Below are 24,615 nucleotides of genomic sequence, written 5' to 3' on the forward strand. Positions count from 1 at the left end.
GCAATTAGCGGGGTATTTGTATTATTTGAGCAGAGAATGCAGCTATAATATAGAAAAACACGTATAATTGAGAAATCAGCATAAATAGCTTGTAATTTTGAATCATCGAACAAAAAACATTTTTTTGAAACTTTTTGCTTTTTGCCCCGTATAGTTACTGTACATAAAATTCCAAGCTAAAGAGAGGTGAATGAAAAATGAAACGAACAAAAATCGTCAGCTGGCTTTTTCTGATGGTCATGTCACTTGTCATAGTTTTTCCGTCAATAACAGCGTTCGCCAAAGGAACGGTTTATGAAATATCTGTGAATGATGAAATTGAAATGGGGCTGCATGAATATTTAAAACGTGGCTTTCAAGAAGCTACAAATGCTGGTGCCGATACGATTATTCTCAATATGCATACGCCGGGTGGTGCTATAGATGCTGCTGTAGAAATCGGGAGACTTATTGATTCCACAGATATTCCTGTCATCGCCTTTGTTAATACGAATGCGATTTCAGCTGGCGCATATATTGCACTACATGCCGATGAAATTTATATGATGCCTACTGCAACGATGGGATCTGCTGCGCCAATCGTTACATCAGGTAATACGGCTGGCGAGAAGGTGGAAAGCTACTGGTTAAAGGAAATGACAGCAGCTGCGCAAAGCTCGGACAACAACCGAAACCCAAAATATGCGCAGGCAATGGTTGTGGATACAATTGATTTGCCAGAACTAAATCAGCCAGCGGGCAAATTACTAACCTTAACCGCACAAGAGGCTGAACAAGTAGGGTATTCAGAAGGAACCGTTTCGTCATTTGAGGCGCTCCTAAAAGAATTAAATTTGGCTGAAAGTGACATTGTGCAAGTTGAACAAACCTTCGCTGAAAAGCTAGCGCGTTTTATTACCAATCCGATTATTGTCCCAATCTTATTGTCGATTGGTAGCATTGGTTTAGTTGTTGAATTGTATTCACCAGGCTTCGGAATTCCAGGTACAATGGGGCTAGCTGCGTTAGGGATGTTTTTCTTTGGACATATGGTTGCTGGATTTGCGGGCTATGAAACATTGGTTTTATTTGTAATAGGTTTGATTTTAATTGTCGCCGAGCTGGTTGTTCCGGGTGGGATTATTGGAATCATAGGTGGTGTATTAATCATCGGGAGTTTACTTTTTGCAGGGGAAAGCTTTGTCCATATGGCCTATTCGATTTTAATCGCAATGATTATTACTGGTATAGGAATGGTGATACTTATGAAATTCTTCGGGAAAAAGCTTCATCTGTTCAACCGTCTCGTATTAAGAGATGCGACGACAACAGAAGAAGGCTATGTATCCAATACAAACCGAATTGAATTAATCGGCAAGCGAGGACAGTCTATTACGCCTTTACGTCCTTCTGGTACAATTGTACTTGATGGGGAGCGTCTGGATGTCGTAACAGAAGGCAGCTATGTCGATGGTGGAAAAACAGTAGAAGTAATAAAAGTTGAAGGCTCGCGCATTGTTGTGCGGGAAATTTAAAGAAAAGGTGGAGAAATAGTATGGCATTTGATGCAGGAGCAATATCGTTAATCATTGGAATTGTCATTGTCTTTCTTATTTTAGCAGTTTTCTTCACATTTGTTCCAGTTGCACTATGGATTAGTGCACTGGCAGCAGGTGTAAGAGTAAGTATTTTCACATTAATCGGGATGCGCTTACGTCGCGTAATTCCTTCACGTATCGTGAATCCGTTAATTAAAGCGCATAAGGCGGGTATAGAAGTATCCATCAACCAATTAGAGTCTCACTATTTAGCGGGTGGTAATGTTGACCGCGTTGTCAATGCATTAATCGCTGCGCACCGTGCTAATATTGAATTAAGCTTTGAGCGTGCGGCAGCGATTGACTTAGCAGGACGTGACGTTTTAGAGGCTGTACAAATGTCAGTCAATCCAAAAGTAATTGAAACACCATTTATTGCCGGTGTTGCAATGAACGGGATTGAAGTAAAGGCAAAGGCACGTATTACAGTTCGTGCAAATCTAGATCGTTTAGTAGGTGGTGCGGGTGAAGAAACAATTGTAGCCCGTGTTGGTGAAGGGATTGTCTCAACTTTAGGTAGTTCGGAATCCCATTCAAAAGTATTAGAAAACCCAGATTTAATTTCTCAAACGGTGCTAGCAAAAGGATTAGACTCGGGTACTGCGTTTGAAATCTTATCTATCGATATCGCGGACGTTGATATCGGTAAAAACATCGGTGCGGAATTACAAATTGAGCAAGCACAGGCTGATAAAAATATTGCTCAAGCAAAAGCAGAAGAGCGTCGCGCAATGGCTGTTGCCAATGAACAGGAAATGGTCGCACGCGTTCAGGAAATGAAGGCGAAAGTAGTAGAAGCAGAAGCGGAAGTACCAATGGCATTAGCAGAGGCATTGCGTTCAGGTAACTTTGGCATTATGGATTACATGAATTATAAAAATATTCAAGCGGATACATCAATGCGTGATTCGATTTCAAAAGCTTCAAATACGGACACTCAAGATCCGAAAAACAAATAATCGAGGAAGGGAGTGAGCACTAAATGGAAGCGTTAATTATTGCAATTGTTATCGGTATTATTAGCTCAATATTTAAGGATAAAAACCAAAAACAGCAACCTAATAAAAAGCCGACAAATCAAATGCCGCCATTTAGCAGTCAACCTGCTCCTCGAAAGCAAGAAACACGACTAGATCCAAAGCAACAAGATCGTCCAAGAACATTGGAGGACTTTGCGAATGAAGTATTTGGTCAGTTAAATGAAAAATCAAAGCCGGTTATGCAGAAGATGGAGCCACCTCTTGAGGTCGTGTTACCACAAGAAGTTACAACGCCAAAAATTGAAGAACGATCAAAAATGGCAGCATCTCCGCGTAAGTTGACAGAGCGTCCAATTGTTGAAAAGCTCAAGCAACAATCCGAAGGGCTACAAATTGTGCCACAAAATAATAAACAGCTTATGCAGGCAATCATTATGACTGAAGTACTAGGACCGCCTAAAGCGCGGCGAAAATAATAGCAGGGGGGCATCCGGAAAGTGATTTCCAGGATGCCTCTTTTTTAAAACGGCTAGCAAAAACGGTCATGTATGCTCATGTCCCTTTTCATCACGGCATATAGTGCATAAAGGGGGCAATTTTTTGAAAAAATTATTCGAAGTACCAAATATGTTGACGATGAAGCAATTTGAGCGGCTTCGATTTGATGGCATGTACGAGCTTGAACAAATTTCTGAGCAACAATATGCATGTCAGACAGATCGTTTTCACATATTAATTGAAGCGAAGAAAATCCATGTGCAGCATTTATTTGATTCAGGGTTTTTATTAGACTGTGAATCCTTACAAAAACTTGTAATTGAGCGCATATCATGATGAATCATCAAATAGTGATTATTTCGGTAAAACAAAATGAACGTGCTACGAAGTTTTTGCAACAATTAAAAGCACAGCATATTCCAATACGCAAGCTAGCATTTTCAAAAGGGCAAGCATCGTTCGAAATGGATGTGCAGCATTTACGGGCAGTCCGGAAAATTCGAAAACGCTATGCTGTAAAATTAACGATTCACTACAAGTCACCGCATAAAATTTTGCAAAGAGATGGGACTACACTTTTTGGATTATTGCTACTGATCATTGTTCCGATTTTATTGGCGCAATTTATTTGGCGGGTAGAGGTGGATGCCGATACAATAGAATTATCAGACGAGATAGACCAGTATTTGCAAAGTGAGATGAATTTAACATTACCAATGTTAAAGCGTCAATTTTATTCAGATCGGGATTTACGCCAACAGCTAATGGAACAGTTTCGACAATTTTCTTGGGTACATATTACAAAGCAGGGAAGTAGCGTGACGCTCACACCACAATTAGCACCAAAGGAAACGATCTCACTAAAGCAAAGCATGAATCAACATTTAATTGCATCGAATAGTGGTGTAATAACACATTTTGATATTGAGCGCGGTGTTCGGAAAGTAGAGCCGAATATGACTGTTTATAAAGGGGATACATTAGTATCAGGTGTGTTAATGCGAGATGACGAGGTATTTGTTGTTGGTGCACAAGGTGAGGTTTATGCAGATTATTGGCTAGAAACGACATTTTCCATTCCAAAAAAGGTACAGATGCAGGTGCTCGATGAAATTTACTGGGATTTGGAGATTAATTGGAATCAACTGGTCGAGAGCTGGAATGGCATGTCACTAGCTCCATTGAAGTCACTTGTTGCATATACGCCATCACGTGTCTTTCATAAAAAAACAGAAACCATTAGCGAAAATGATATTGAAAAAGTAATTTTACCCTTATTACATGAAAAAATGATTCGATCCTTGCCACTTAAATCTACAATAAAATCGGAAAAACTTTTGCACGTCTATGCTGATGATGATACAGTAAAGGGGAAAGTCCTATATTTGGTAAATGAAAATATTGCAACACCACGTCCAATTCACCAAGGAGAATGAGTATGTCACAAAAATATATTGAGCTTCAAATCGACAATCCAAATGAAGCGGTCATGCTATTGGGAATGTCCGATGCAAATATAACATTAATCGAAGAAACGTACGGCGTTCAAATCATTACACGCGGTGAAGTGATTCAAATCGCGGGTGAAGATGAAGCAAATAAAAAGCATGCCTATGACGTATTAGAAGCGTTGTTGAAAGTCATCCGTAAAAACATTAATATTGACCAACGTGACGTCGCTACGGCTATTGAAATGGCGAATAAAGGCACGATTGAATATTATGCAGAGCTTTATGATGAAGAAATTGCGCGCAATACAAAAGGCAAGCCCATTCGTGCAAAAACGATTGGACAACGTGAATATATCCGTGCGATTCGCCATAAGGATTTAATTTTTGGCATCGGCCCAGCAGGTACAGGGAAAACATATTTAGCTGTTGTTATGGCAACACAGGCTTTGAAAAATGGTCATGTAAAGCGCATTATTTTAACGCGTCCAGCAGTGGAAGCGGGGGAATCACTCGGATTCTTACCGGGTGATCTAAAGGAAAAGGTAGATCCTTATTTACGTCCGTTATATGACGCACTCCATGATATTTACGGTCAGGAGCAAACACAGCGCCTTATTGAGCGTGGGACAATTGAAATTGCGCCGCTAGCATATATGCGCGGTCGTACGTTAGATGATGCTTTTGTTATTTTAGATGAAGCGCAAAACACAACACATCAGCAAATGAAAATGTTTTTAACGCGATTAGGCTTTGGCTCGAAAATGGTCATCACAGGCGATAAAACGCAAATTGATTTACCGAAAAATACGGAATCGGGTTTAATAATTGCAGAGCGTACATTAAAGTATGTAAAAGATATCCACTTCCAAATTTTAGAACAGGGTGATGTGGTAAGACACCCGTTAGTAGCAAAAGTCATTCAAGCCTACTCGGAACAAGAGTTATAAAATCAACCACCCAATCAAAATGAGTTGGGTGGTTTTTAATTTGCCTCCGTAGCCTTTTCTTGAAAGATAAACAAAGTGACAGATACAAAAGTCCTGATTAATTTTTAAGTAAGATAGTGACTTCCAACCACTGAATGCAATAATTTAAAAAACATACACGCTTTTCTTCAACAGTGCGGAATAAATTTGTTAGAATAATAACGATAGAGAAAAATGGAGGTGCATGATGAAAGAAAAATTAAACAAGCTCATCCAGCTCATTAGTTTTCGTACGTTATTGATTATTGTTTTATCAATAACTGCTGTCCTACAATTTTCATTGATGGTTGAAAATGTACGTGGGGTTACATATGATATACAGTTGACAGAATTATCGCCAGAAACGATTCGTTCAATGAAAACAATTGAAGATACGGCAAAAACTGAAATAGATAAGGAACATGCAGAAGAGGCTGTTGAACCTGTTTATGTTTTTGATGAGGATATACCGAATCATCGTGCCACATTTGTTACGACGATTTTTGATATTGTGTTAGAGGCAAAAAAGAAAATCGAAGAAAATGGTGAGTACACGCAGGAAGAGCAAGTGGATTTATTGCGTGAAGATTTTAAAAAGATATTTGAAAATCAGCAATCGTTAACCATTTCGGATGCACAGCTAAAAAATCTATTAGCTGCAACAAAGGAGCAAATTGAAGCGACGCGTGACACACTAGCATCTTTAGTAGAAGCCAACTTAGACCGTCCGTTACGTAAAGAAAATTTAATCACGTATCGCAATGAAATCGAAAGTAAAATTCGTCAGCAACTAGCGATTTTAGACAGTTTAATGAGTGTTGCGGTGATTGTTGGTCGTGCAGCAGTTGTTGAAACTGAAATTCTAGATGAAGAGAAAACAGTCGTAGCCAAACAGCAAGCACGTGAGGCAGTAGAGCCGACGCGGATTTTGCAGGGACAAATTATTGTACAAGAGGGCGAAGTTATTACACGTGAAATTTATCGCCAGCTTGAGCTGTTAGGCATGCTTGACAATAAAGTATCCATCAAGCCGATTATTGGTCTTTTATTCTTAATTTTATTGCAAATGGCATTTTTATTTGTACTATTTGATCGTTCAAAAAAAGAAGTATCAAAAAAACGAAAAGATTTATTTGTGACGGTCATTGTTTATGCGGTTGCACTTGTGACGATGAAGATTATTGGATTAATTGCAGCCAATTTTGATGTCATGTTGGCATTTATTTACCCGTCAGCGATGGCGACAATGCTCGTTCGTATTTTAACGAATGAAAAGGCCGCAAGTATCGTAACGGTCATTACAGCAGCATCCGCGGGAATCATCTTCCATGAGGGCTATGCGGCGGTGTTACAAATGGATGCGGCGCTGTATATTTTATTTGGTGGCTTTGCCGCATTAATCTTTATGCGTAGCTTCGAAAAGCGTTCGGATATTTTACAGGCTGTCGCAATTATTACACTCGTAAATGTGATCTTTATTGCCTTTTATTTATTGATGTCGCAATCTGGCTATCAATTCAAAGAAATTTCCTTTTATCTTGCAGCGGCGATTATTTCAGGGCTATTATCTGGTGCACTAACGATGGGGCTGTTACCGTATTTTGAGTCGGCCTTTGGCATTTTATCGACGATGCGCCTAATTGAGTTATCGAACCCGAATCATCCATTATTGAAAAAAGTATTAACTGAAACACCGGGTACGTATCATCATAGTATTATGGTCGCGAATTTAGCGGAGGCTGCATGTGAGGCGATTGGTGCGGATGGCTTGCTTGCGCGTGTTGGTTGCTATTATCATGATGTAGGGAAAACGCGCAGACCGCTGTTTTTTATCGAAAATCAAATGGGCACAAACCCACATGATTCATTACCACCTGAAAGTAGTGCGGAAATTATTATCGCGCATACAACAGACGGTGCAGAGCTACTGCGTAAATATAAAATGCCACAAGAGATTATTGATATTTGCTTGCAGCACCATGGGACAAGCTTACTAAAGTTCTTCCTGTTTAAAGCAAAAGAAGAAGGGAAACAATTGGATGAAAATACATTCCGTTACCCTGGACCGAAGCCACAAACAAAGGAAGCGGCCATTATTAGTGTAGCGGATAGTGTAGAGGCAGCAGTGCGTTCGATGAAAGAGCCAAATGCGCAAAAAATTCAAAAGCTTGTGCAGTCGATTATTCAAGACCGTGTACAAGATGATCAATTTGATGAATGCGATATTTCATTAAAGGAATTAAAAATGATTGAAGATGTATTATGTGAGACATTGAATGGGACGTTCCACTCGCGAATTGAATATCCAAAATAGTTGTAGGAGGGGACAAGCATGTTATTAATCGATTTTTTAGATGAAACGAATGAGGTGCAAGAAGCACATATTGATTTAGTAGAAAAATTACTACAACACGCGGCACAAATTGAAGGTATTGAGGATGGTTCTGAAGTGTCGATTACTTTTGTCACGAACGAAGCAATTCACGAAATCAACCGCCAATACCGTGACAAAGATCAGCCAACCGATGTGATTTCTTTTGCTTTAGAGGAAATGGGCGAAGGGGAAGTACAAATTATCGGTGAAGGCATTCCACGAATTTTAGGGGATATTATTATTTCGACAGATCGTACACGTGAACAAGCAGAAGATTTTGGTCATTCATTTGAACGGGAGCTAGGCTTTTTAGCGGTACATGGCTTCTTACACCTATTAGGTTATGACCATATGGAGCCAGAAGATGAAAAAGTGATGTTCGGTAAACAGGACGAAATTTTAGAATCTTACGGCTTAGGTCGTGATACGAATGAACGTCAGTAAATTTTTTAAGTCGTTTAATTATGCTATTGAGGGCATATTTACGGCGACAAAGGAGCAAAATTTACGCTTTCATTTAGTGAGTGCTCTTGTCGTTGTCATCGCTGGATTTTATACCGGCTTAAGCACGACAGAATGGCTCATCCTTATTTTGGTGATGGCGCTCGTTATTGGTACGGAAATGGTCAATAGCGCCATTGAGCGAGTAGTGGACCTTGCATCGCCGGAAATTCATCCGTTAGCGAAGCAAGCAAAGGACATCGCAGCTGGGGCTGTGCTTGTTTTTGCTGTGGCAAGTGTTATAATCGGACTACTCATATTTTTACCAAAATGGTTTTAACTAAATTATTTGAACTGGCGGAAGGAGCCATCTTTTATGACAATGGAGCAATTGATTGAACAATCGAAATTAGCGCGTGAATTTGCCTATGTGCCTTACTCAAAATTTAAGGTTGGTGCAGCGTTACTTGCTGAGGACGGTAAAGTTTATCAAGGCTGTAATATCGAAAATGCCGGGTATAGTATGACAAACTGTGCAGAGCGTACCGCATTTTTTAAAGCAGTATCAGAAGGTAATGTAAAATTTAAAGCACTTGCGGTAGTGGCAGACACACCAGGTCCATGCTCACCATGTGGGGCTTGCCGTCAAGTGATGAGCGAATTTTGCGCACCAGATATGCCTGTATATTTAACAAATATGAATGGCGACATACAACAAACAACTGTGGGCGAGCTCATTCCGGGCGCGTTTACAACGGAGGATATGAAATATGCAGGAAACTAAAGGATACAAATCGGGCTTTGTTTCGATTGTTGGTCGTCCAAATGTCGGCAAATCCACATTTTTAAACCGTGTCATCGGGCAAAAAATCGCGATTATGTCAGACAAACCACAAACAACGCGTAATAAAGTACAAGGCGTATTAACGCAAGACCATTCACAAACAATTTTCATTGATACACCAGGGATTCACAAACCAAAGCATAAGCTAGGCGAATTCATGCTAAAAACATCACGTAACGCACTTAAAGAAGTTGATGTCATTATGTTTATGGTCAATGCAGAGCAAGCAATTGGTAAAGGTGATGAGTTCATCATTGATTTATTAGAAGGCAATAAAACGCCGGTATTTCTAATTATTAATAAAATTGATTTAGTACACCCAGATGAGTTAATCAACATTATTGCATCGTATAAAGACAAATTTAATTTTGCGGAAATTATTCCGATTTCAGCATTACAAGGCAATAATGTAGAAAGCTTATTAACAACAATCGAGAAATACTTACCTGAAGGGCCGCAGTATTACCCTGCAGACCAAGTGACAGACCACCCAGAGCGCTTTATCATCTCAGAGCTCATTCGTGAAAAAGTCTTACATTTAACACGCGAAGAAATTCCGCATTCAATCGCTGTTGTTATTGATCGTATTAAGCCACATGAGGAAAAGGAACACATGATTCATGTGCAAGCGACGATTATGGTAGAGCGTGATTCGCAAAAAGGAATCGTAATTGGGAAGCGCGGTGCTTTACTAAAAGAAGTAGGCTCACAGGCACGTAAAGATATCGAAATGCTACTTGGCTCAAAAGTTTATTTAGAGCTTTGGGTAAAAGTACAAAAAGATTGGCGTAATAAGCATACGCATTTACGCGACTTTGGCTTTAGAGAAGACGAATATTAATAAAATCGTTTTAGCAGATGTGTCATATAAAGGACTACATCTGCTTTTTATATTGAATTAAGATTTACATTTGGTACTATTTAATAGGGAATATCTTACAAAAAGGGTAGGTGAGAAGTTGAATAAGCTAAATCAATTTTTATTAGGTCTGTGGATCGTTTCCCTTTCTGTGTTAGTATTCGTTGTCATGACGGTGGATAATGGGCAAGAAATACTGGCCGTAGAAGGGCAAATGAATGATCTGTCTGAGTCGGTAGTGGTTAAAAAGGAAATTTCAAATGAAGTGGTGCCACCGCCGACGATAGAGCCAGAACCGATGCCAGAACCAGAACTAGAACCAAAACCAGTAGTAACAAAGGAGACAATGCGATTGGCAATGACGGGCGATGTGCTGTTGCATTATCGTTTGGCACAGTATAAGGATTTTACGTCTTCTTTTGCTGCTGTCGCACCACTGATGCAAAGCTATGATTATTTACTCGCCAATCAGGAGTCACTCCCTGTAGGCAATAAATATGCGCTAAGTGGCTATCCCCAATTTTCAAGTCCCCCGCATATTTTACGTGATCTTCAAAATGCGGGTGTAGATATGGTCACGGTCGCTAATAATCATACGGTTGATAAGGGAGAAGGCGGTGTCCGAACTTTATTTGAAAACTTGGAAGCACAACAAATGCCTTACGTTGGCGCTTATAAAAATCAAGAAGATAAAAATACACATCGCATTATTGAAGTCGGCTCGATTAAAATAGGTATGCTTGCGTATACGTATGGTACAAACGGCTTGTATTTACCGAAAGGCTCTCCGTTTAGTGTAAATTATATCGATGAAGCTAAGATGAAGGTAGATATTGAAGCGCTTCGTCCAGAAGTCGATGTGCTGGTCGTTTCGATGCACTGGGGTTCGGAATATGTGTATGAAGAAAATGATTATCAGCGCACATATGCCAAACTGTTAAATGAGGCTGGCGTGGATATCGTATTTGGCACACATCCACATGTATTACAGCCCTACGAAAAATGGATCAGTGCGTCACAGCATGAAACCCACGTCTTTTATTCGCTTGGGAACTATTTTTCAACTATTTTAACGGTGCCTAATTCCATGATTGGCGGGATTGCGAGTATGGAAATTTCAAAGGAAGGCGATGTCGTTACACTTCGTAGTCCAAGGCTTGATGCAACATCCGTCTTATTAGATGCTGATGGTGTGTACCGCGTGTATCCATTAAAGGATGTTGAGGCACGTTCAGTGAAAAGTTTGGGGTGGGTGAGAAAGGTAGTAGGCCCTGATGTAAATGTCTATTAAGCCCTTTTGGCGACTGTTATGGAGTCGGACTTACGCAATGGGAATCGTTTGAAAACAAGCTTTTAGCGTCCAAATGCATTATAATGAATACTACGAAAGACAGTAAAGGATGTGCAAACGATGCTACATAAATGGGAAGGCATCATTTTAAAAGCGCGTGCTTACGGTGAATCAAATAAAATTGTGACGTTAATGACACGTGAAGCTGGCAAGGTAGCTTGTATGGCGCGTGGTGCAAAAAAACCAACAAGCCGATTAGCGGGGGTTACACAGCCCTTTATGCATGGCTCCTTTTTAGTGCAGCGAACAACCGGTATGGGGACAATGCAGCAAGGTGAGCATTTTAATACAATGCGCCATATTCAAACGGATATTATGGCAACCGCCTATGCGAGTTATATTGTAGAATTGGTGGATCGTTTAGTGGAAGAAAGCGGGCCCGTACCACATGCATTTGAGGTATTACTCCAGGCATTAAATGCGATTGAGGAAGGCCATGATCCAGAAGCGATTACACTATTTGTTGATTGGAAGATGCTGCCGTATGCAGGGGTACAGCCGATTCTACATGCATGTGCAGGCTGTGGTGCGGTGGATGGAGAATTTGCCTTTTCATTCCCACAAGGTGGCTTTTTATGTCATCGCTGTTTCCATTTAGATCCTTATATTATCCGCTTATCACCGACTCAACTGAAGTTGATTCGCATGTTTTATACGGTGCCGATTGAGCAGGTTGGAAAGCTAGAATTAAAGCCACAAACGAAGCAGTTTATAAAAAAAATTGTCACAACGATTTATGAAGAGCAGACAGGCATTCGTTTGAAATCGCGAAGTTTCATTGAGCAATTAGAGCGAACACCGCTACTACAACCGAAACCGAAAAAAGAAGAATAAGAGATTGAGCCAGTCAATTTATGTGACTGGCTTTTTTACTTAAGAATGGAGAATTTCGATGATTCAATTTCAAAATGAGCATTTGACGGTATTTCAAAGTGCACTTTATCAGACGACATCCGCGGTCATACAAACAGAAAAAGCAATGATTATCACAGACCCGAATTGGCTGCCTCATGAGGTTGAAGCAATTAAGGTTTTTGTAGAAAGCAGGATAGGAAATCGTCAACTATATGTGCTATTTACGCATAGTGATTTCGATCATATTATTGCGGCTGGGGCATTTCCACAGGCGATAAAAATTGCGAGTGCGGCGTTTGTTGACCTTGTGGATAAGGAAAAGGCGCTTAATGATATTAAGGATTTTGATGCACAATATTATATAACGCGTGATTACCCGATAATTTATCCAACTATTGATATTGTGATTCGACAAGATGGGCAACGAGAAGTGCTTGGGGATATCGCATGTAGCTTTTATTTGGCGCCAGGCCATACAGAGGACGGGATTTTTACGTTTGTCGAGCCCCTAGGTATATTGCTTGTAGGAGATTATTTGTCAAATGTCGAATTTCCGTTAGTGAATAATCTATTGGCATATGAATCAACTTTACAAAAGGCAAAGAGTTTGCTGGAACAGTTTGGTGTGCAGGCGTTAGTTCCAGGACATGGGCAGACGACAACGGACACATTAGAAATGGAAAATCGTATAGAGGAATCTCTGGATTATTTAATAAAGCTTCAGCAAGGCATGAATCAAGAACAGGCATTAGAAGCGAGGTATTCTTTTTATCGCTCGTTAAAGGCGTTGCATGAAGCGAATAAACAAGTGCTGTAAGATGTTTACAGCACTTGTTTTTATTCGGTAGCCTTATTTAAACGCTCTAATACACGGCGTTTTCGGTAAAGCATGATGCCTGCCTCGGCAATATCATGAATCATGGATTTATTAATAAAGGCGCCGAATATCATACCGGCAATCGGGATCATTTGGAATAGTTTTTTCATACCGAAATTATCGCGATATGTATAAAACACCTCCTGCCAGCCTTTTAATTGTGACATCATATTTTCACCAGATTGGGCGTTTTCGAAGCTTGTTGTTAGCTCCTTTAAAATTTGATCTTTACCGACGATATCTGAGGAAGCGAATTGAATGCATTTGACAATAAAAATGCGTTCCTGTTTTTCACTCGGATCATAGCCATGAATCATCGCGATTTCTTGTAAGGTTTTTAATGCAATGCCTAAAATAACAGGAATATCTATGGCTAGTGTGAAAATGCCGCCAAAGCCCGTGGAAGCACCTTGAACAGTCGCCATATTTGCGCGATTTTTTTGTAGTTTTGCACTGAGCTCCACCATATCGCTTAGCGGCATTTGCTGAATGTCTTCAAGGGAAGTGACATTGTGTAATGTATGCTTTTGAATATGGCGTATCATGGCTTGTTGGCTGACTAAATATTTGCCTCCATTTTGAACGTAGCTTACTAGTTCGTCGATTAATAAGGCAATTTTTTCTTGTACAAATTTTGGTGTCAGTTTATCTAATAGCTTAAAAGGGAGACGACCGAGCTTTTCCCAAAACCAGAGCCCGCTTTGATCTTGCTCCCATTTTTGAATTTCCGTTAAGTATTGTTGTAGCTGTTCTTTGGATTCCATAGTAGCCCTCCTGTTGGACGCGTTCGTTACTATACGTTTCTAGGCTGAGATGGTTTCAAAATATTATTCGAATTGTGTTAAAAGTGGTGTAATATCTTCTTTTAAACATTGATAAAACGCTGCTTCAAGTTGTAACTGTTTATGAAGTTCTTTGTTTGAAAATAATGTATACATCGCATCAATTTTTTCCTTTGAAAAACGAAAATGATGGTTAAAATGCTCGCGCTGTTTTTCATCGCTTAAGTGCATATAGCCGCGAATTATCGTGTACAGCTGATTGTATTTTTGATTTGCAAGTTGATAAGCGTCACGACTAAATTGACCGATGGAGGTACTGGGATTATCAAAACGACGATAGAAATCGCGTGCCTCACGATAGCTTTCAAGCTTTGAATTGGCGCTATATAAAATATGATGATTCGCGCGATGATCGGGACATTCGAAATCAAGAATAGCGCGTACAAGCTCGGAGATTTTATCGTACGTATCCAGTGTTTTTTTAGGTGCCTCCTTCAATTGAAAAAACATCTTTATCCCTCCAAACATCGTTGTCAGAAAATTATAACTCATTTTTGTTCATTTTGTTCACAAAAATAGATAAAAAGTGTAGTAGCATAGTAATTGAACGAAATTGGCAAGGATGGTGGCATGATGAAATACGAAGTGGTGTTATTTGATTTGGACGGAACCATTATTGATCCGAAAGAGGGCATTACAAAAAGTGTGCAATTTGCGTTAGCGAAAATGGGCGTGACAGTGGAAAACTGTGATACGTTGGAAAGCTTTATCGGTCCTCCGTTACAGCTTTCATTTCAGGAGCAATTCGGCTTTAGTATACAACAAGCAAATGAGGCGATAAGCTATTACCGAGAGCGCTATAAACCAACAGGGATTTATGAAAATACGGTGTATGAAGGAATGGCTGAGTTATTAGCTGAGCTGAAATCGAAGGGGTATAAGCTGGTAATTGCGACGTCAAAGCCGACTGTGTTTGCACAAAATATTGCAGAACACTATGATTTTGCACGTTATTTTGATGGGATTATTGGAAGTGAACTGGATGGTACGCGTACTCTAAAGGCTGAAGTTATTGAAGAGGGGCTTCGCCAATTGGGGAGCTACGAAACTTCAAAATGTATCATGATTGGTGATCGGAAATATGACATGATCGGCGCGAAGGCAAATGCTATGGATTGTGTGGGGGTAACCTATGGATATGGCTCGGAGCAAGAATTAGCCGAAGCTCAAGCAACCTATATTGTGCAAACCGTACCGCAATTACGTGATGTGCTGATGCAATAACCAAAAAAGAAGCTGTTCTCCTTAAATGGGAGAGCAGCTTCTTGTGCTTTAACTTAAAATTGTAAGTGTTTTTCGATATAAGCTTTAACATCAGCAATTGGCATGCGTGAGGTGCTCGGAGTTACCGTGCTAAAGCACCGTAACCCACTAGCAGAACACGCCTTTTCGAATAAACTGTTACTTAGAATTGTAAGTGCTTCTCAATATAAGCTTTTACCTCTGCAATCGGCATGCGTGTTTGCTCCATGCTATCGCGGTGGCGGACTGTTACTTGACCGTCTTCTTTTGAATCGAAGTCGTATGTGATACAGAATGGTGTACCGATTTCGTCTTGACGACGGTAGCGTTTACCGATTGATTGTGATTCGTCGAAATCTACTGGGAAGGCTTTTCGTAAGTCAGCCCATACGTCGCCAGCTTCTTCTGATAATTTTTTTGATAATGGTAATACGGCTGCTTTGAATGGTGCTAAAGCAGGGTGGAAGCGTAATACTGTACGTGTATCATCACCTTCTAATTGCTCTTCCTCAAAAGCATCACATAAGAATGCTAAAGTTACACGGTCTGCACCTAATGATGGCTCGATGCAGTATGGTACGTAGCGCTCATTTGTAATCGGATCAATATAAGTGAAATCTTCACCTGAATGCTCCATATGTTGTTTTAAGTCGTAATCTGTACGGTCTGCGATACCCCATAGCTCGCCCCAGCCGAATGGGAAACGGAATTCGATATCTGTTGTTGCATTAGAATAGTGAGATAGTTCGTCTTCTTCGTGGTCACGTAAACGCATAGAATCTTCCTTCATGCCTAAGTTTAATAACCAATCCTTACAGAAGTTTTTCCAGTAAGCGTGCCACTCTAAGTCTTCACCTGGTTTACAGAAGAACTCTAATTCCATTTGCTCGAATTCGCGTGTACGGAATGTGAAGTTACCTGGAGTGATCTCGTTACGGAATGATTTACCTACTTGTGCGATACCGAATGGTGTACGTTTGCGCATTGAACGTTGCACATTTTTAAAGTTCACGAAAATCCCTTGAGCGGTTTCAGGGCGTAAGTAAATTTCATTTGAAGAACTTTCTGTTACACCTTGATGCGTTTTGAACATTAAGTTGAATTGACGGATGTCTGTGAAATCGATTTTACCGCAGTCTGGACAAGCGACTTCTAGCTCTTCCATTTTCGCCTTCATTTGGTCAAATGTCATACCGTCGACGATAATTTCTTTACCTGTTTTTGTTAATGATGCATCTTCAATTAATTTGTCGGCACGGTGACGCGCTTTACATGCTTTACAGTCGATCATTGGGTCATTGAAGTTTCCAACGTGACCAGAAGCTACCCAAGCTTTTGGATTCATGAGAATGGCTGCGTCAAGACCTACATTGTGCTCAGATTCTTGAACGAATTTTTGCCACCAAGCTTTTTTTACGTTGTTTTTTAATTCGACACCTAGTGGACCGTAATCCCAAGTATTTGCTAAACCACCGTAAATGTCTGAACCTGGGAATACGAAGCCACGATGTTTTGCTAATGATACAATTGTTTCCATTGATTTTTCTGCCATGAAAAATTCCTCCTAAATAAAAATTCTATTTTGCCTTAGTGTCATAATGTCTTAAGGCATATCGATAATCATCCAATATAAAGTATTGAATGAATAAAGATAAAAAGCACCCGTCTCCGGGCACAAAAGTTATGCCCGGGGACGAGTGCATCGAATGTGATTTACCCGCGGTTCCACCCCGCTTGTTTTTATATGAAATAAAAACCTCTTTCAAAAAATTAGCTCAAGGGTGCCGTTTCTCAATTTGTGTGGGCTTGCACCATCCCCACTCGCTAAAAATAAAATTGATACTTATTTTCCCCGTCATCGCTTACGTATGAAGTTAGATGTTTGAACAACTTGTTTGTTCGCTCATATTGTAGCAAAAGATTCTTTTCTTCGCAATATAGAACAATATAGTATATAATAATTCATGAATAAGTATAACATTATTTTGAAGCGGGTGAGTCTAATAGAACTCAATAAACGTCAAGAGGCGATCTTGCAAATTGTAAAAGAAAATGGTCCTATTACGGGCGAACATATTGCCGAACGCCTTGGATTAACACGCGCAACCTTAAGACCAGACTTAGCAATCTTAACAATGGCAGGATTTTTAGATGCGCGACCACGTGTCGGCTATTTTTATGCGGGGAAAAAATCAGCAGTAGCACTAACCGAGTCCATGCTTAACCTAAAAGTAAAGGATTTTCAAGCATCCCCAGTAGTCGTACATGACCATATGACAGTGTATGATGCAATAATTCATATGTTTTCTGAAGATGTCGGAACATTATTTGTCATTGATCGTGAGGAAATCCTACAAGGCGTATTATCACGAAAAGACTTATTGCGCTCGAGTATCGGGTCTCAAGATTTAGATAAAATCCCTGTGCATATGATTATGACGCGTATGCCAAATATTGCCTATTGCACAAATTCAGATACTTTAGTAGATGCAGCGAAGAAATTAATTGAACGTGAGATTGATTCCATGCCAGTAGTAAAAGAAACGGAGGCGGGAATCCATGTAATTGGTCGAGTAACCAAAACAAATATCACGCGTGCCTTTATTTCACTAGCTGATACGCATGATTTATAGGTGTACGATGAAAAAGATTACGATATTTGTTGTTTCAGACTCTGTCGGTGAAACGGGAGAAGCAGCAGCAAAAGCAGCAATTAGCCAATTCCGTCCAAATTTTGAAAGTGTAAGAATTCGTAAGTTTCCTCATATTAATAATCGTGAGTTGCTAGAAAAGGTTGTCCATATTGCGGCCTTAAATGAGGCGACGATTATTTTTACATTGGTTTCGCGAGAGATGCGTAAGGCGATGGAAGAGCTCGCGCAGCAGCAACGAATTCCAGCAATCGATTTATTAGGCTCCATGATTGATTTAATCGAAACGTCAACAGGGGAAGCGCCATTACAAAGACCAGGACTTGTACATAAATTGGATGATGATTATTTTAAAAAAATCGAAGCAATTGAATTTGCGGTGAAGTATGATGATGGACAAGATCCACGCGGTATCCCATTAGCAGATATTGTACTCATTGGTGTTTCGCGGACATCCAAAACGCCACTCTCTCAATATTTAGCACATAAAAGCTATAAGGTTGCGAATGTCCCCCTTGTGCCCGAAGTCACACCACCGGAAGAACTGATGCAAATCGATCCGAAAAAGTGCTTTGGCTTGGTCATTACACCGGAAAAATTAAATAATATTCGAAAAGAGCGTCTGATTACATTAGGTCTTACAGAAAATGCCTTTTATGCGCAGCAAGCAAGAATTGAGCAAGAGATTAGCTATTTTTATAGTATTGTTGATAAAATTGGTTGTCAGGCCATTGATGTTACCAATCGTGCGGTGGAAGAGACGGCACATAAAATTATTGACTTATATGAACGAGAATGTAAATAACTGCAAAAACCGCCTCGGAATTCTTTTTGTGAGGAGGTTTTTTTAAGGTTTTAAGCGAAATCATTAGAGATACTTATCTATGCAGAATTTATGGTATTCTACATCTAGTTTCTATTGTTTTCTCAAAAAAATATAGCAGTATAGACCTTTTTGTTTTATAATAATAAAATTGTGGTAAAAATATTATTTAAAGGGAGATACAATAATTATTCTTAAAAATTTGTCGAAATTTAGAGGATTTTTATAACTCATCTCGAAATATCTTAGATGGTGATAAAGTGGCTGGGAAAATACCTGAACATGTGATTGAGCAGATTCGCTCACAGTCTGATATAGTCGACGTCATAAGTGACTATATGCAGTTAACGAAAAGAGGGCGCAACTATTTTGGATTATGTCCATTTCATGGGGAGCAAACACCCTCTTTTTCAGTTTCTCAAGAAAAGCAAATTTTCCACTGCTTTGGCTGTGGTGCGGGCGGAAACGCCATTACCTTTGTTATGGATATTGAACATATTCCATTTCCAGACGCACTCGTAAAGCTAAGCCAGCGTGCAGGCATTCCACTCGAGATGGAGCTTGTAGGCGAACAACAGACGGAAAACAACCCTTTTTCAAAAAAAGAGCAACAAATGCGAGAAGCACATGCATTTGCGGTAGAGTTTTATCATCATATTTTAATGAATACGGAAGATGGCGAGCCGGCGTTAAATTACTTGCTTGAAAGAGGATTTACACGCGAGCAAATTGAAACACATCAAATAGGATGGGCAATGCCAAATTGGGACACACTGTCTATACTATTAGATCGTAAAGGATTTGATTTAGAGGAGATGGCAGAAAGCGGGCTCATCATTCATAAAGAGAGTGATGGTCGTTATTTTGATCGCTTTAGGGGACGGATTATGTTCCCGATTCGTGATGAAAATGGCAAAGCAATTGCATTTTCTGGTCGAATTTTAAATTCAGATGGCGACGATGCCAAATATTTAAATAGCCCAGAAACGCCTATTTTCCACAAAAGTCAGGTGCTTTATAACTTAGATAAAGCACGCGCCTCGATTCGTAAAACGAGACAAGTAGTTTTAATGGAAGGCTTTATTGATGTATTAGCAGCGAATCGTGCAGGGGTATACAATGCGGTTGCCACGATGGGTACGTCACTTACATCCCAGCATATTACAAAGCTTAAACGCTTAGTGCAGCAAGTTACAGTTTGCTATGATGGTGATAATGCTGGTTTTGAGGCGGCCAAACGTGCAGCGCAAATGCTTCACGAAGAGCAATTGAAAGTGGAAATTTCGGTTTTACCAGATAAGCTTGACCCGGATGAATTTATCCGAGCTAACGGTGCTGAAGTTTTTAAAGATCAAATTATTGAGAAGCCGCATGCCTATATTGCATTTATGATGATGTATGCAAAGCGCGGAAAAAACTTTCAATTTGAAAATGATACATTGCAATATATTCAGGAAGTATTAGAAACTTTAAAAGGTAATACTTCCCCAACCGAACGAGACTTATATATTCGTCAAATCGCAGCAGAGACCAATATTTCACCAGAAGCGATTAGTGCACAGCTGCGAAAATTAACGGCAGATACTGTCAAAGAGCAAAAGCGAAGTCAAACGGTGCTACAAACGCCTCCAAGTGAACTCTCGATGCAAGAGCGTAAAAGAGATGCAACGGATCGCGCTGAACGTTTGCTATTAGCGCATATGCTGCATGATGTAAATGTTGTGAATAGGGTGCTTAAAAGTGGAAATAATGAGCCCTTCATTCACGAGGAATATTTAGCTGTCTTTGTCCGTTTAATCGGTTTTTACGAAGAATATGAAATGGCAGATTTTCACCGTTTTGTCGAGGTGTTAAACGACGCTGAGCTGCGCAAAATTGTAATGGAGTCAGCTTATATTGATCGTGATCCTGAACATGGTGAAGCCGAAATCACGGATTGCCTAAAGCAAATCGAAAAGCGTCGCCTAGAATTACAAATTGAACAATTAAAACACAATCAAAAAGAAGCGGAAAAGATGCACGAACATAGACGGGCTCTTGAAATCGCCCAACAAATTATTGACCTTAGCAGAAAAATAAAAATGGGCATTTAACGCGATTTGTTTTTAGAAGGAGGAAGGTTTATGGCGGACAAGTCAAAACATTCAAAAGATATGAAGGTAAATGGTGTTTCGTTAGAGCAAATTAAAAAACAACTATTAGCAAAAGCAAAATCAGTTGGTGAAATTTCAATGAAAGAAATTTCAGATACACTCGCATTTTTTGAATTGGAAAACGAAGAAATTTTCAACTTTGCAGATGAAATCGAAAAAAGTGATGTAACAGTTGAAGGTAAAGAAGAATTTGAAGAAGAAGCACTTTCGAAGCAGGAATCAAGCGAAGAAGTTTTTGATTTAAATGATTTAAGTGTTCCTCCGGGCGTTAAAATCAATGACCCAGTTCGTATGTATTTAAAAGAAATTGGTCGTGTAGATTTACTTTCTGCTGAAGAAGAAATTCGTTTAGCAGAGCGTATTGAGCAAGGTGACGAAGAAGCACGTAAGCGTTTAGCAGAAGCGAACTTACGTCTTGTTGTTTCGATTGCCAAGCGTTACGTAGGACGCGGTATGTTATTCTTAGATTTAATTCAAGAAGGAAATATGGGTCTTATTAAAGCGGTTGAAAAGTTTGACCACCGTAAAGGATTCAAATTCTCCACTTATGCAACATGGTGGATTCGTCAAGCGATCACGCGTGCCATTGCAGACCAAGCGCGTACAATCCGTATTCCGGTACACATGGTTGAAACAATTAACAAATTAATTCGTGTACAGCGTCAACTGCTTCAAGATTTAGGGCGCGAACCATCTCCAGAGGAAATCGGAGAAGAAATGGATTTAACACCTGAAAAAGTACGTGAAATTTTAAAAATCGCGCAGGAGCCCGTTTCACTTGAAACGCCAATCGGGGAAGAAGATGATTCGCATTTAGGTGATTTCATCGAGGATTCAGAAGCACAATCTCCAGCCGATCACGCGGCTTATGAATTATTAAAAGAGCAATTAGAAGACGTGTTAGACACATTAACAGACCGTGAAGAAAATGTATTACGCTTACGTTTTGGTTTAGACGATGGTCGTACACGCACATTAGAAGAGGTAGGGAAAGTATTTGGTGTAACACGTGAGCGTATTCGCCAAATCGAGGCAAAAGCATTGCGCAAATTACGCCACCCATCTCGCTCAAAACGTCTAAAAGATTTCTTAGAATAGGAATGAAAAAAAGATGAAGCACAACGGTGACTTCATCTTTTTTTATACATAAAAATAGCAAAAAAGTATTACGCTTAAAAAAAGACGATGTTACTTTTTACAGATGTCGTGCGCTACTTATTTCCTTACAATAAAAGGTAGTAACAAATACATAAAAGACAGATTTGGAGCGTAGTTATGTCAAATCAAAAGAAACAAATCATTATGAATGAGATTACATTTTGGAAGCAAAACAAGTTGTTGCCTGAGCACTATTGCGATTTTTTAATGACGCTCTATTCAGAGGGCAATCAAAATGAGGAAATTGAAGGGAAAACAAAGAATGCGATAAAAAGTGTCGAAAAACGTAAGAAGCTTAGCATCGCCACATTTTTTCCAATTGTCGCCGCGGTCATCGTTTTATTGCTTTTCACGATCCAATATGAATGGGTTGTTATTGCCATTGCAGGTGTTTTCGCTGCTTGCTGCTTAGTTGGAGCAATCTATTTTGCGAAGAAAAACAATATTTTAGCAATAATGCTACAATTAGCGACGGCATTATCCGCACTTGGCGTGACTTTAAAAATTTGTACAACGTATTTTGATGGAAATAATGAAATGCTGTATATGCTATTGCTTGTAAACTGTATATTTTGGTTAATAAGCGGAATCATGATGCGGATCATTTATTTCACGATTTCAGGTGTGCTCGGCGTCATTGTTATTATGGGGGCATGGGTGTATTTATTATAATGAAGAAGCTCGTTTCATTTCTAAATAACGGATTTGAAACGAGTTTTTTTGAGAATCATTAAAAAAAAATTGAATATCAAGAAATTAATGAAATCCCATTTAATTCTCTAAAATACGTATATTTTCTGTAAAAAATAAGATTTTTAGATTACAATAAACTTGTAAACTACGTTGGTTGAGAGGATGAATACAATGCATTTTGATTTATCGACAGAGCAAGCAATGTTACAGAAAATGATTCGGGAATTTTCAGATGAGGTGGTCGCACCAGGAGCGGTAGAACGTGATCGCACAAAAGCATTTCCACTTGCAATTTTCAACGAGCTTTCGCAAATGGGCATCATGGGCTTACCCTTTTCAGAACAATATGGCGGAGCGGGAGCAGATACAATAAGCTTTGCAATTGTGACGGAGGAATTGAGCCGTGTTTGTGCATCGACGGGTATTACGTATTCGGCGCATATTTCATTAGGTGGAGCACCACTGAACTTATTTGGTACAGAGGCGCAAAAGCAAAAATATTTAGTGCCGATCTGTACAGGGGAATCCTTTGGCGCATTTGGTTTAACCGAGCCTAATGCGGGTTCAGATGCAGGGGGGACTGAAACAACGGCTACACTTCGCAATGATGAATATGTCATAAATGGTACGAAGGTTTTCATTACAAATGCAAGTTATGCCAAGCATCTCGCGTTAACAGCTATAACAAATCGAGATGGAGACAAAAAAGAAATAAGCGCGATTATTGTACCAACTGATGCACCAGGATTTTCGATTAAATCGGATTACGAAAAAATGGGCTTACATGCCTCCAATACGACGGAATTGATTTTACAGGATGTGCATGTTCCAGAAGAAAACTTGCTCGGTGTTCGTGGCAATGGCTTTAAGCAATTTTTAACAACGCTCGATGGTGGCCGAATTGGAATCGCCGCAATGGCAGTGGGAATTGCGCAAGGTGCGTTAAATAAGGCGATTCAATATTCAAAAGAACGAAAGCAGTTTGGCAAGTCACTGGCTGAATTTCAAGCAACACAGTTTAAACTGGCTGATATGGAGGTAAAGATTCAACTAGCAAGAACATTTGTTTATAAGGCGGCCTGGTTAAAGGATCAAGGGCGACCTTTTAGCAAAGAGGCAGCAATCGCGAAATACTATGCTTCTGAAATGGCGATGGAAGTATGTGATGAAGCGATTCAAATTCATGGTGGCTACGGTTATATGAAAGAATATGAGGTAGAGCGCTTTATGCGAGATGCAAAATTACTCGAAATTGGTGAGGGAACTTCGGAAGTTCAAAAAATGGTGATTGCAAGACATATCTTATAATGTGTAATAAAAATGGAAAAATTGTTACAAAGCTAGTAAAACTTGTTGCGTAGGTCTTTTCGTTTTTTACAGAATCAAGTACAATTAGAATTGTTTACTAGACTTTGGTTTAGTTAGAAAAACATATTTCGTGTCTAAATGACTCGAAATAACGGCTTTTCTGATGTGGATGGACTTAAAAAGTTTCTACTTTTTTATCCACAAGAAATAGAATAATTAATGAGGGAGGGGAACTCAATGAAAAACAATCCACTAATTCCTTACGTTCTTATCATGGTATTCGGTATCGGTCTAATTTTCTTCATGTCATTTGAGGGTGCTGCTGATAAAAACAGTGCGGATGAGGGTCAAGCTGAAACAGCTGAAATTAGCGGTGAAGAGGTAGCTCAAAAGAACTGTATCTCTTGTCACGGCGGTGATTTAACTGGTGGTATGGGTCCATCTATTGTAGGTTTAGATGCTGTTCATATTCAAGAGGTGGCGTTAAAAGGTCAAGGTTCAATGCCTGCTATTTTAAAAACTGAAGAAGAAGCTCAAGCTGTAGCTGAGTATATTTCAGGTCTATAATTGTCGAAGTGTGGAAGTAGAGTAATCTATTTCTGCACTTTTTTTGATGAAATGGACTTGCGCGAGACTTGTCGGCAAATTTTATATATAATGAGAGTAATTTGTC

The 24,615-nt window shown here is 39.6% G+C and carries 25 protein-coding genes; 22 read left to right on the top strand and 3 right to left on the bottom strand.

The window, feature by feature from the left end; genetic code table 11:
• Positions 1 to 197 precede the first annotated feature (197 nt).
• The 14 genes from MKX47_RS05405 (at position 198) to MKX47_RS05470 (ending at position 13,012) form a co-directional block, all read left to right on the top strand.
• Positions 198 to 1,514, top strand: coding sequence for an NfeD family protein (locus tag MKX47_RS05405; protein WP_340771999.1), 1,317 nt, complete (start codon positions 198 to 200; stop codon positions 1,512 to 1,514).
• A 20-nt stretch (positions 1,515 to 1,534) separates the two neighbouring features.
• On the top strand, positions 1,535 to 2,536 hold the full coding sequence (gene floA, locus MKX47_RS05410; protein ID WP_340772002.1) for a flotillin-like protein FloA: 1,002 nt from the start codon (positions 1,535 to 1,537) through the stop codon (positions 2,534 to 2,536).
• Positions 2,537 to 2,559: 23 nt separating this feature from the next.
• On the top strand, positions 2,560 to 3,033 hold the full coding sequence (locus MKX47_RS05415; protein WP_340772004.1) for a hypothetical protein: 474 nt from the start codon (positions 2,560 to 2,562) through the stop codon (positions 3,031 to 3,033).
• Between the two features lie 124 nt (positions 3,034 to 3,157).
• Complete coding sequence (locus MKX47_RS05420; RefSeq protein WP_340772006.1) at positions 3,158 to 3,391, top strand: RNA methyltransferase; 234 nt, start codon at positions 3,158 to 3,160, stop codon at positions 3,389 to 3,391.
• The gene (locus tag MKX47_RS05425) at positions 3,388 to 4,491 is read left to right on the top strand and encodes a sporulation protein YqfD (protein WP_340772009.1); all 1,104 of its coding nucleotides are present in this window, start codon (positions 3,388 to 3,390) and stop codon (positions 4,489 to 4,491) included. Before MKX47_RS05420 ends, MKX47_RS05425 begins: the two co-directional genes overlap by 4 nt.
• A 2-nt stretch (positions 4,492 to 4,493) precedes the next feature.
• Positions 4,494 to 5,453, top strand: a complete 960-nt coding sequence (locus MKX47_RS05430) for a PhoH family protein (protein WP_340772013.1) — start codon at positions 4,494 to 4,496, stop codon at positions 5,451 to 5,453.
• 226 nt (positions 5,454 to 5,679) lie between these two features.
• Complete coding sequence (locus tag MKX47_RS05435) at positions 5,680 to 7,785, top strand: HD family phosphohydrolase (RefSeq protein ID WP_340772015.1); 2,106 nt, start codon at positions 5,680 to 5,682, stop codon at positions 7,783 to 7,785.
• Positions 7,786 to 7,803: 18 nt separating this feature from the next.
• The gene (gene ybeY, locus MKX47_RS05440; protein WP_340772018.1) at positions 7,804 to 8,289 is read left to right on the top strand and encodes an rRNA maturation RNase YbeY; all 486 of its coding nucleotides are present in this window, start codon (positions 7,804 to 7,806) and stop codon (positions 8,287 to 8,289) included.
• A complete protein-coding gene (locus MKX47_RS05445; protein WP_340772020.1) occupies positions 8,276 to 8,626 on the top strand; it encodes a diacylglycerol kinase family protein in 351 nt (116 codons plus the stop codon). The genes ybeY and MKX47_RS05445 overlap by 14 nt, the downstream gene beginning before the upstream one ends.
• 36 nt (positions 8,627 to 8,662) lie before the next feature.
• Positions 8,663 to 9,070, top strand: a complete 408-nt coding sequence (locus MKX47_RS05450; RefSeq protein WP_340772021.1) for a cytidine deaminase — start codon at positions 8,663 to 8,665, stop codon at positions 9,068 to 9,070.
• Positions 9,057 to 9,971, top strand: coding sequence for a GTPase Era (gene era / locus MKX47_RS05455; protein WP_340772023.1), 915 nt, complete (start codon positions 9,057 to 9,059; stop codon positions 9,969 to 9,971). The genes MKX47_RS05450 and era overlap by 14 nt, the downstream gene beginning before the upstream one ends.
• A 118-nt stretch (positions 9,972 to 10,089) precedes the next feature.
• On the top strand, positions 10,090 to 11,280 hold the full coding sequence (locus MKX47_RS05460; protein WP_340772027.1) for a CapA family protein: 1,191 nt from the start codon (positions 10,090 to 10,092) through the stop codon (positions 11,278 to 11,280).
• Between the two features lie 120 nt (positions 11,281 to 11,400).
• A complete protein-coding gene (gene recO / locus MKX47_RS05465) occupies positions 11,401 to 12,174 on the top strand; it encodes a DNA repair protein RecO (RefSeq protein WP_340772030.1) in 774 nt (257 codons plus the stop codon).
• 58 nt (positions 12,175 to 12,232) lie between these two features.
• Positions 12,233 to 13,012, top strand: a complete 780-nt coding sequence (locus MKX47_RS05470) for an MBL fold metallo-hydrolase (RefSeq protein WP_340772032.1) — start codon at positions 12,233 to 12,235, stop codon at positions 13,010 to 13,012.
• A gap of 20 nt (positions 13,013 to 13,032) precedes the next feature.
• On the opposite strand, the gene MKX47_RS05475 is transcribed toward MKX47_RS05470, so the two are convergent.
• Both MKX47_RS05475 and MKX47_RS05480 read right to left on the bottom strand, forming a co-directional pair.
• A complete protein-coding gene (locus MKX47_RS05475; RefSeq protein ID WP_340772034.1) occupies positions 13,033 to 13,836 on the bottom strand; it encodes an EcsC family protein in 804 nt (267 codons plus the stop codon).
• Positions 13,837 to 13,899: 63 nt separating this feature from the next.
• Positions 13,900 to 14,364 (bottom strand): hypothetical protein, encoded by a 465-nt coding sequence (locus MKX47_RS05480; RefSeq protein ID WP_340772036.1) that lies wholly within the window; start codon positions 14,362 to 14,364, stop codon positions 13,900 to 13,902.
• Positions 14,365 to 14,457: 93 nt separating this feature from the next.
• Between MKX47_RS05480 and MKX47_RS05485 the strand changes: the two genes are divergently transcribed.
• Complete coding sequence (locus MKX47_RS05485; protein WP_340772038.1) at positions 14,458 to 15,138, top strand: HAD family hydrolase; 681 nt, start codon at positions 14,458 to 14,460, stop codon at positions 15,136 to 15,138.
• 181 nt (positions 15,139 to 15,319) lie between these two features.
• Here the strand turns inward: MKX47_RS05485 and MKX47_RS05490 are convergent, their stop codons facing one another.
• Positions 15,320 to 16,708 (bottom strand): glycine--tRNA ligase, encoded by a 1,389-nt coding sequence (locus MKX47_RS05490; RefSeq protein ID WP_340772039.1) that lies wholly within the window; start codon positions 16,706 to 16,708, stop codon positions 15,320 to 15,322.
• A gap of 442 nt (positions 16,709 to 17,150) precedes the next feature.
• On the opposite strand from MKX47_RS05490, the gene MKX47_RS05495 reads away from it, so the two are divergent.
• The 7 genes from MKX47_RS05495 to cccA all read left to right on the top strand — a co-directional run bounded on the left by MKX47_RS05495 (position 17,151) and on the right by cccA (position 24,509).
• Complete coding sequence (locus MKX47_RS05495) at positions 17,151 to 17,789, top strand: helix-turn-helix transcriptional regulator (protein WP_340777723.1); 639 nt, start codon at positions 17,151 to 17,153, stop codon at positions 17,787 to 17,789.
• A gap of 7 nt (positions 17,790 to 17,796) precedes the next feature.
• A complete protein-coding gene (locus MKX47_RS05500) occupies positions 17,797 to 18,612 on the top strand; it encodes a pyruvate, water dikinase regulatory protein (protein ID WP_340772040.1) in 816 nt (271 codons plus the stop codon).
• Between the two features lie 278 nt (positions 18,613 to 18,890).
• Positions 18,891 to 20,723, top strand: coding sequence for a DNA primase (dnaG, locus tag MKX47_RS05505; protein WP_340772041.1), 1,833 nt, complete (start codon positions 18,891 to 18,893; stop codon positions 20,721 to 20,723).
• Positions 20,724 to 20,753: 30 nt separating this feature from the next.
• Positions 20,754 to 21,881 (top strand): RNA polymerase sigma factor RpoD, encoded by a 1,128-nt coding sequence (gene rpoD / locus MKX47_RS05510; RefSeq protein WP_340772043.1) that lies wholly within the window; start codon positions 20,754 to 20,756, stop codon positions 21,879 to 21,881.
• 177 nt (positions 21,882 to 22,058) lie between these two features.
• Positions 22,059 to 22,613, top strand: a complete 555-nt coding sequence (locus MKX47_RS05515) for a hypothetical protein (RefSeq protein WP_340772045.1) — start codon at positions 22,059 to 22,061, stop codon at positions 22,611 to 22,613.
• 192 nt (positions 22,614 to 22,805) lie between these two features.
• Positions 22,806 to 23,942, top strand: coding sequence for an acyl-CoA dehydrogenase family protein (locus MKX47_RS05520; RefSeq protein WP_340772047.1), 1,137 nt, complete (start codon positions 22,806 to 22,808; stop codon positions 23,940 to 23,942).
• Positions 23,943 to 24,179: 237 nt separating this feature from the next.
• Positions 24,180 to 24,509 carry a cytochrome c550 gene (cccA, locus tag MKX47_RS05525; RefSeq protein ID WP_340772049.1) on the top strand — a complete coding sequence of 110 codons (330 nt, stop codon included), beginning with the start codon at positions 24,180 to 24,182 and terminating at the stop codon, positions 24,507 to 24,509.
• Positions 24,510 to 24,615 lie beyond the last annotated feature (106 nt).

Source organism: Solibacillus sp. FSL R7-0668 (assembly GCF_038006205.1).
Classification (GTDB): domain Bacteria; phylum Bacillota; class Bacilli; order Bacillales_A; family Planococcaceae; genus Solibacillus.

Excerpts from the sequence above, each read along its gene's own strand:
- MKX47_RS05515 (WP_340772045.1), top strand. The coding sequence starts at position 22,059 with ATGTCAAATCAAAAGAAACAAATCATTATGAATGAGATTACATTTTGG.
- MKX47_RS05405 (WP_340771999.1), top strand. The coding sequence starts at position 198 with ATGAAACGAACAAAAATCGTCAGCTGGCTTTTTCTGATGGTCATGTCA.
- rpoD (WP_340772043.1), top strand. The coding sequence starts at position 20,754 with ATGGCGGACAAGTCAAAACATTCAAAAGATATGAAGGTAAATGGTGTT.
- MKX47_RS05435 (WP_340772015.1), top strand. The coding sequence starts at position 5,680 with ATGAAAGAAAAATTAAACAAGCTCATCCAGCTCATTAGTTTTCGTACG.
- MKX47_RS05490 (WP_340772039.1), bottom strand. The coding sequence starts at position 16,708 with ATGGCAGAAAAATCAATGGAAACAATTGTATCATTAGCAAAACATCGT.
- MKX47_RS05425 (WP_340772009.1), top strand. The coding sequence starts at position 3,388 with ATGATGAATCATCAAATAGTGATTATTTCGGTAAAACAAAATGAACGT.
- MKX47_RS05520 (WP_340772047.1), top strand. The coding sequence starts at position 22,806 with ATGCATTTTGATTTATCGACAGAGCAAGCAATGTTACAGAAAATGATT.
- era (WP_340772023.1), top strand. The coding sequence starts at position 9,057 with ATGCAGGAAACTAAAGGATACAAATCGGGCTTTGTTTCGATTGTTGGT.
- MKX47_RS05480 (WP_340772036.1), bottom strand. The coding sequence starts at position 14,364 with ATGTTTTTTCAATTGAAGGAGGCACCTAAAAAAACACTGGATACGTAC.
- floA (WP_340772002.1), top strand. The coding sequence starts at position 1,535 with ATGGCATTTGATGCAGGAGCAATATCGTTAATCATTGGAATTGTCATT.
- MKX47_RS05430 (WP_340772013.1), top strand. The coding sequence starts at position 4,494 with ATGTCACAAAAATATATTGAGCTTCAAATCGACAATCCAAATGAAGCG.
- MKX47_RS05445 (WP_340772020.1), top strand. The coding sequence starts at position 8,276 with ATGAACGTCAGTAAATTTTTTAAGTCGTTTAATTATGCTATTGAGGGC.
- recO (WP_340772030.1), top strand. The coding sequence starts at position 11,401 with ATGCTACATAAATGGGAAGGCATCATTTTAAAAGCGCGTGCTTACGGT.
- MKX47_RS05450 (WP_340772021.1), top strand. The coding sequence starts at position 8,663 with ATGACAATGGAGCAATTGATTGAACAATCGAAATTAGCGCGTGAATTT.
- ybeY (WP_340772018.1), top strand. The coding sequence starts at position 7,804 with ATGTTATTAATCGATTTTTTAGATGAAACGAATGAGGTGCAAGAAGCA.
- cccA (WP_340772049.1), top strand. The coding sequence starts at position 24,180 with ATGAAAAACAATCCACTAATTCCTTACGTTCTTATCATGGTATTCGGT.
- MKX47_RS05470 (WP_340772032.1), top strand. The coding sequence starts at position 12,233 with ATGATTCAATTTCAAAATGAGCATTTGACGGTATTTCAAAGTGCACTT.
- MKX47_RS05415 (WP_340772004.1), top strand. The coding sequence starts at position 2,560 with ATGGAAGCGTTAATTATTGCAATTGTTATCGGTATTATTAGCTCAATA.
- MKX47_RS05475 (WP_340772034.1), bottom strand. The coding sequence starts at position 13,836 with ATGGAATCCAAAGAACAGCTACAACAATACTTAACGGAAATTCAAAAA.
- MKX47_RS05500 (WP_340772040.1), top strand. The coding sequence starts at position 17,797 with ATGAAAAAGATTACGATATTTGTTGTTTCAGACTCTGTCGGTGAAACG.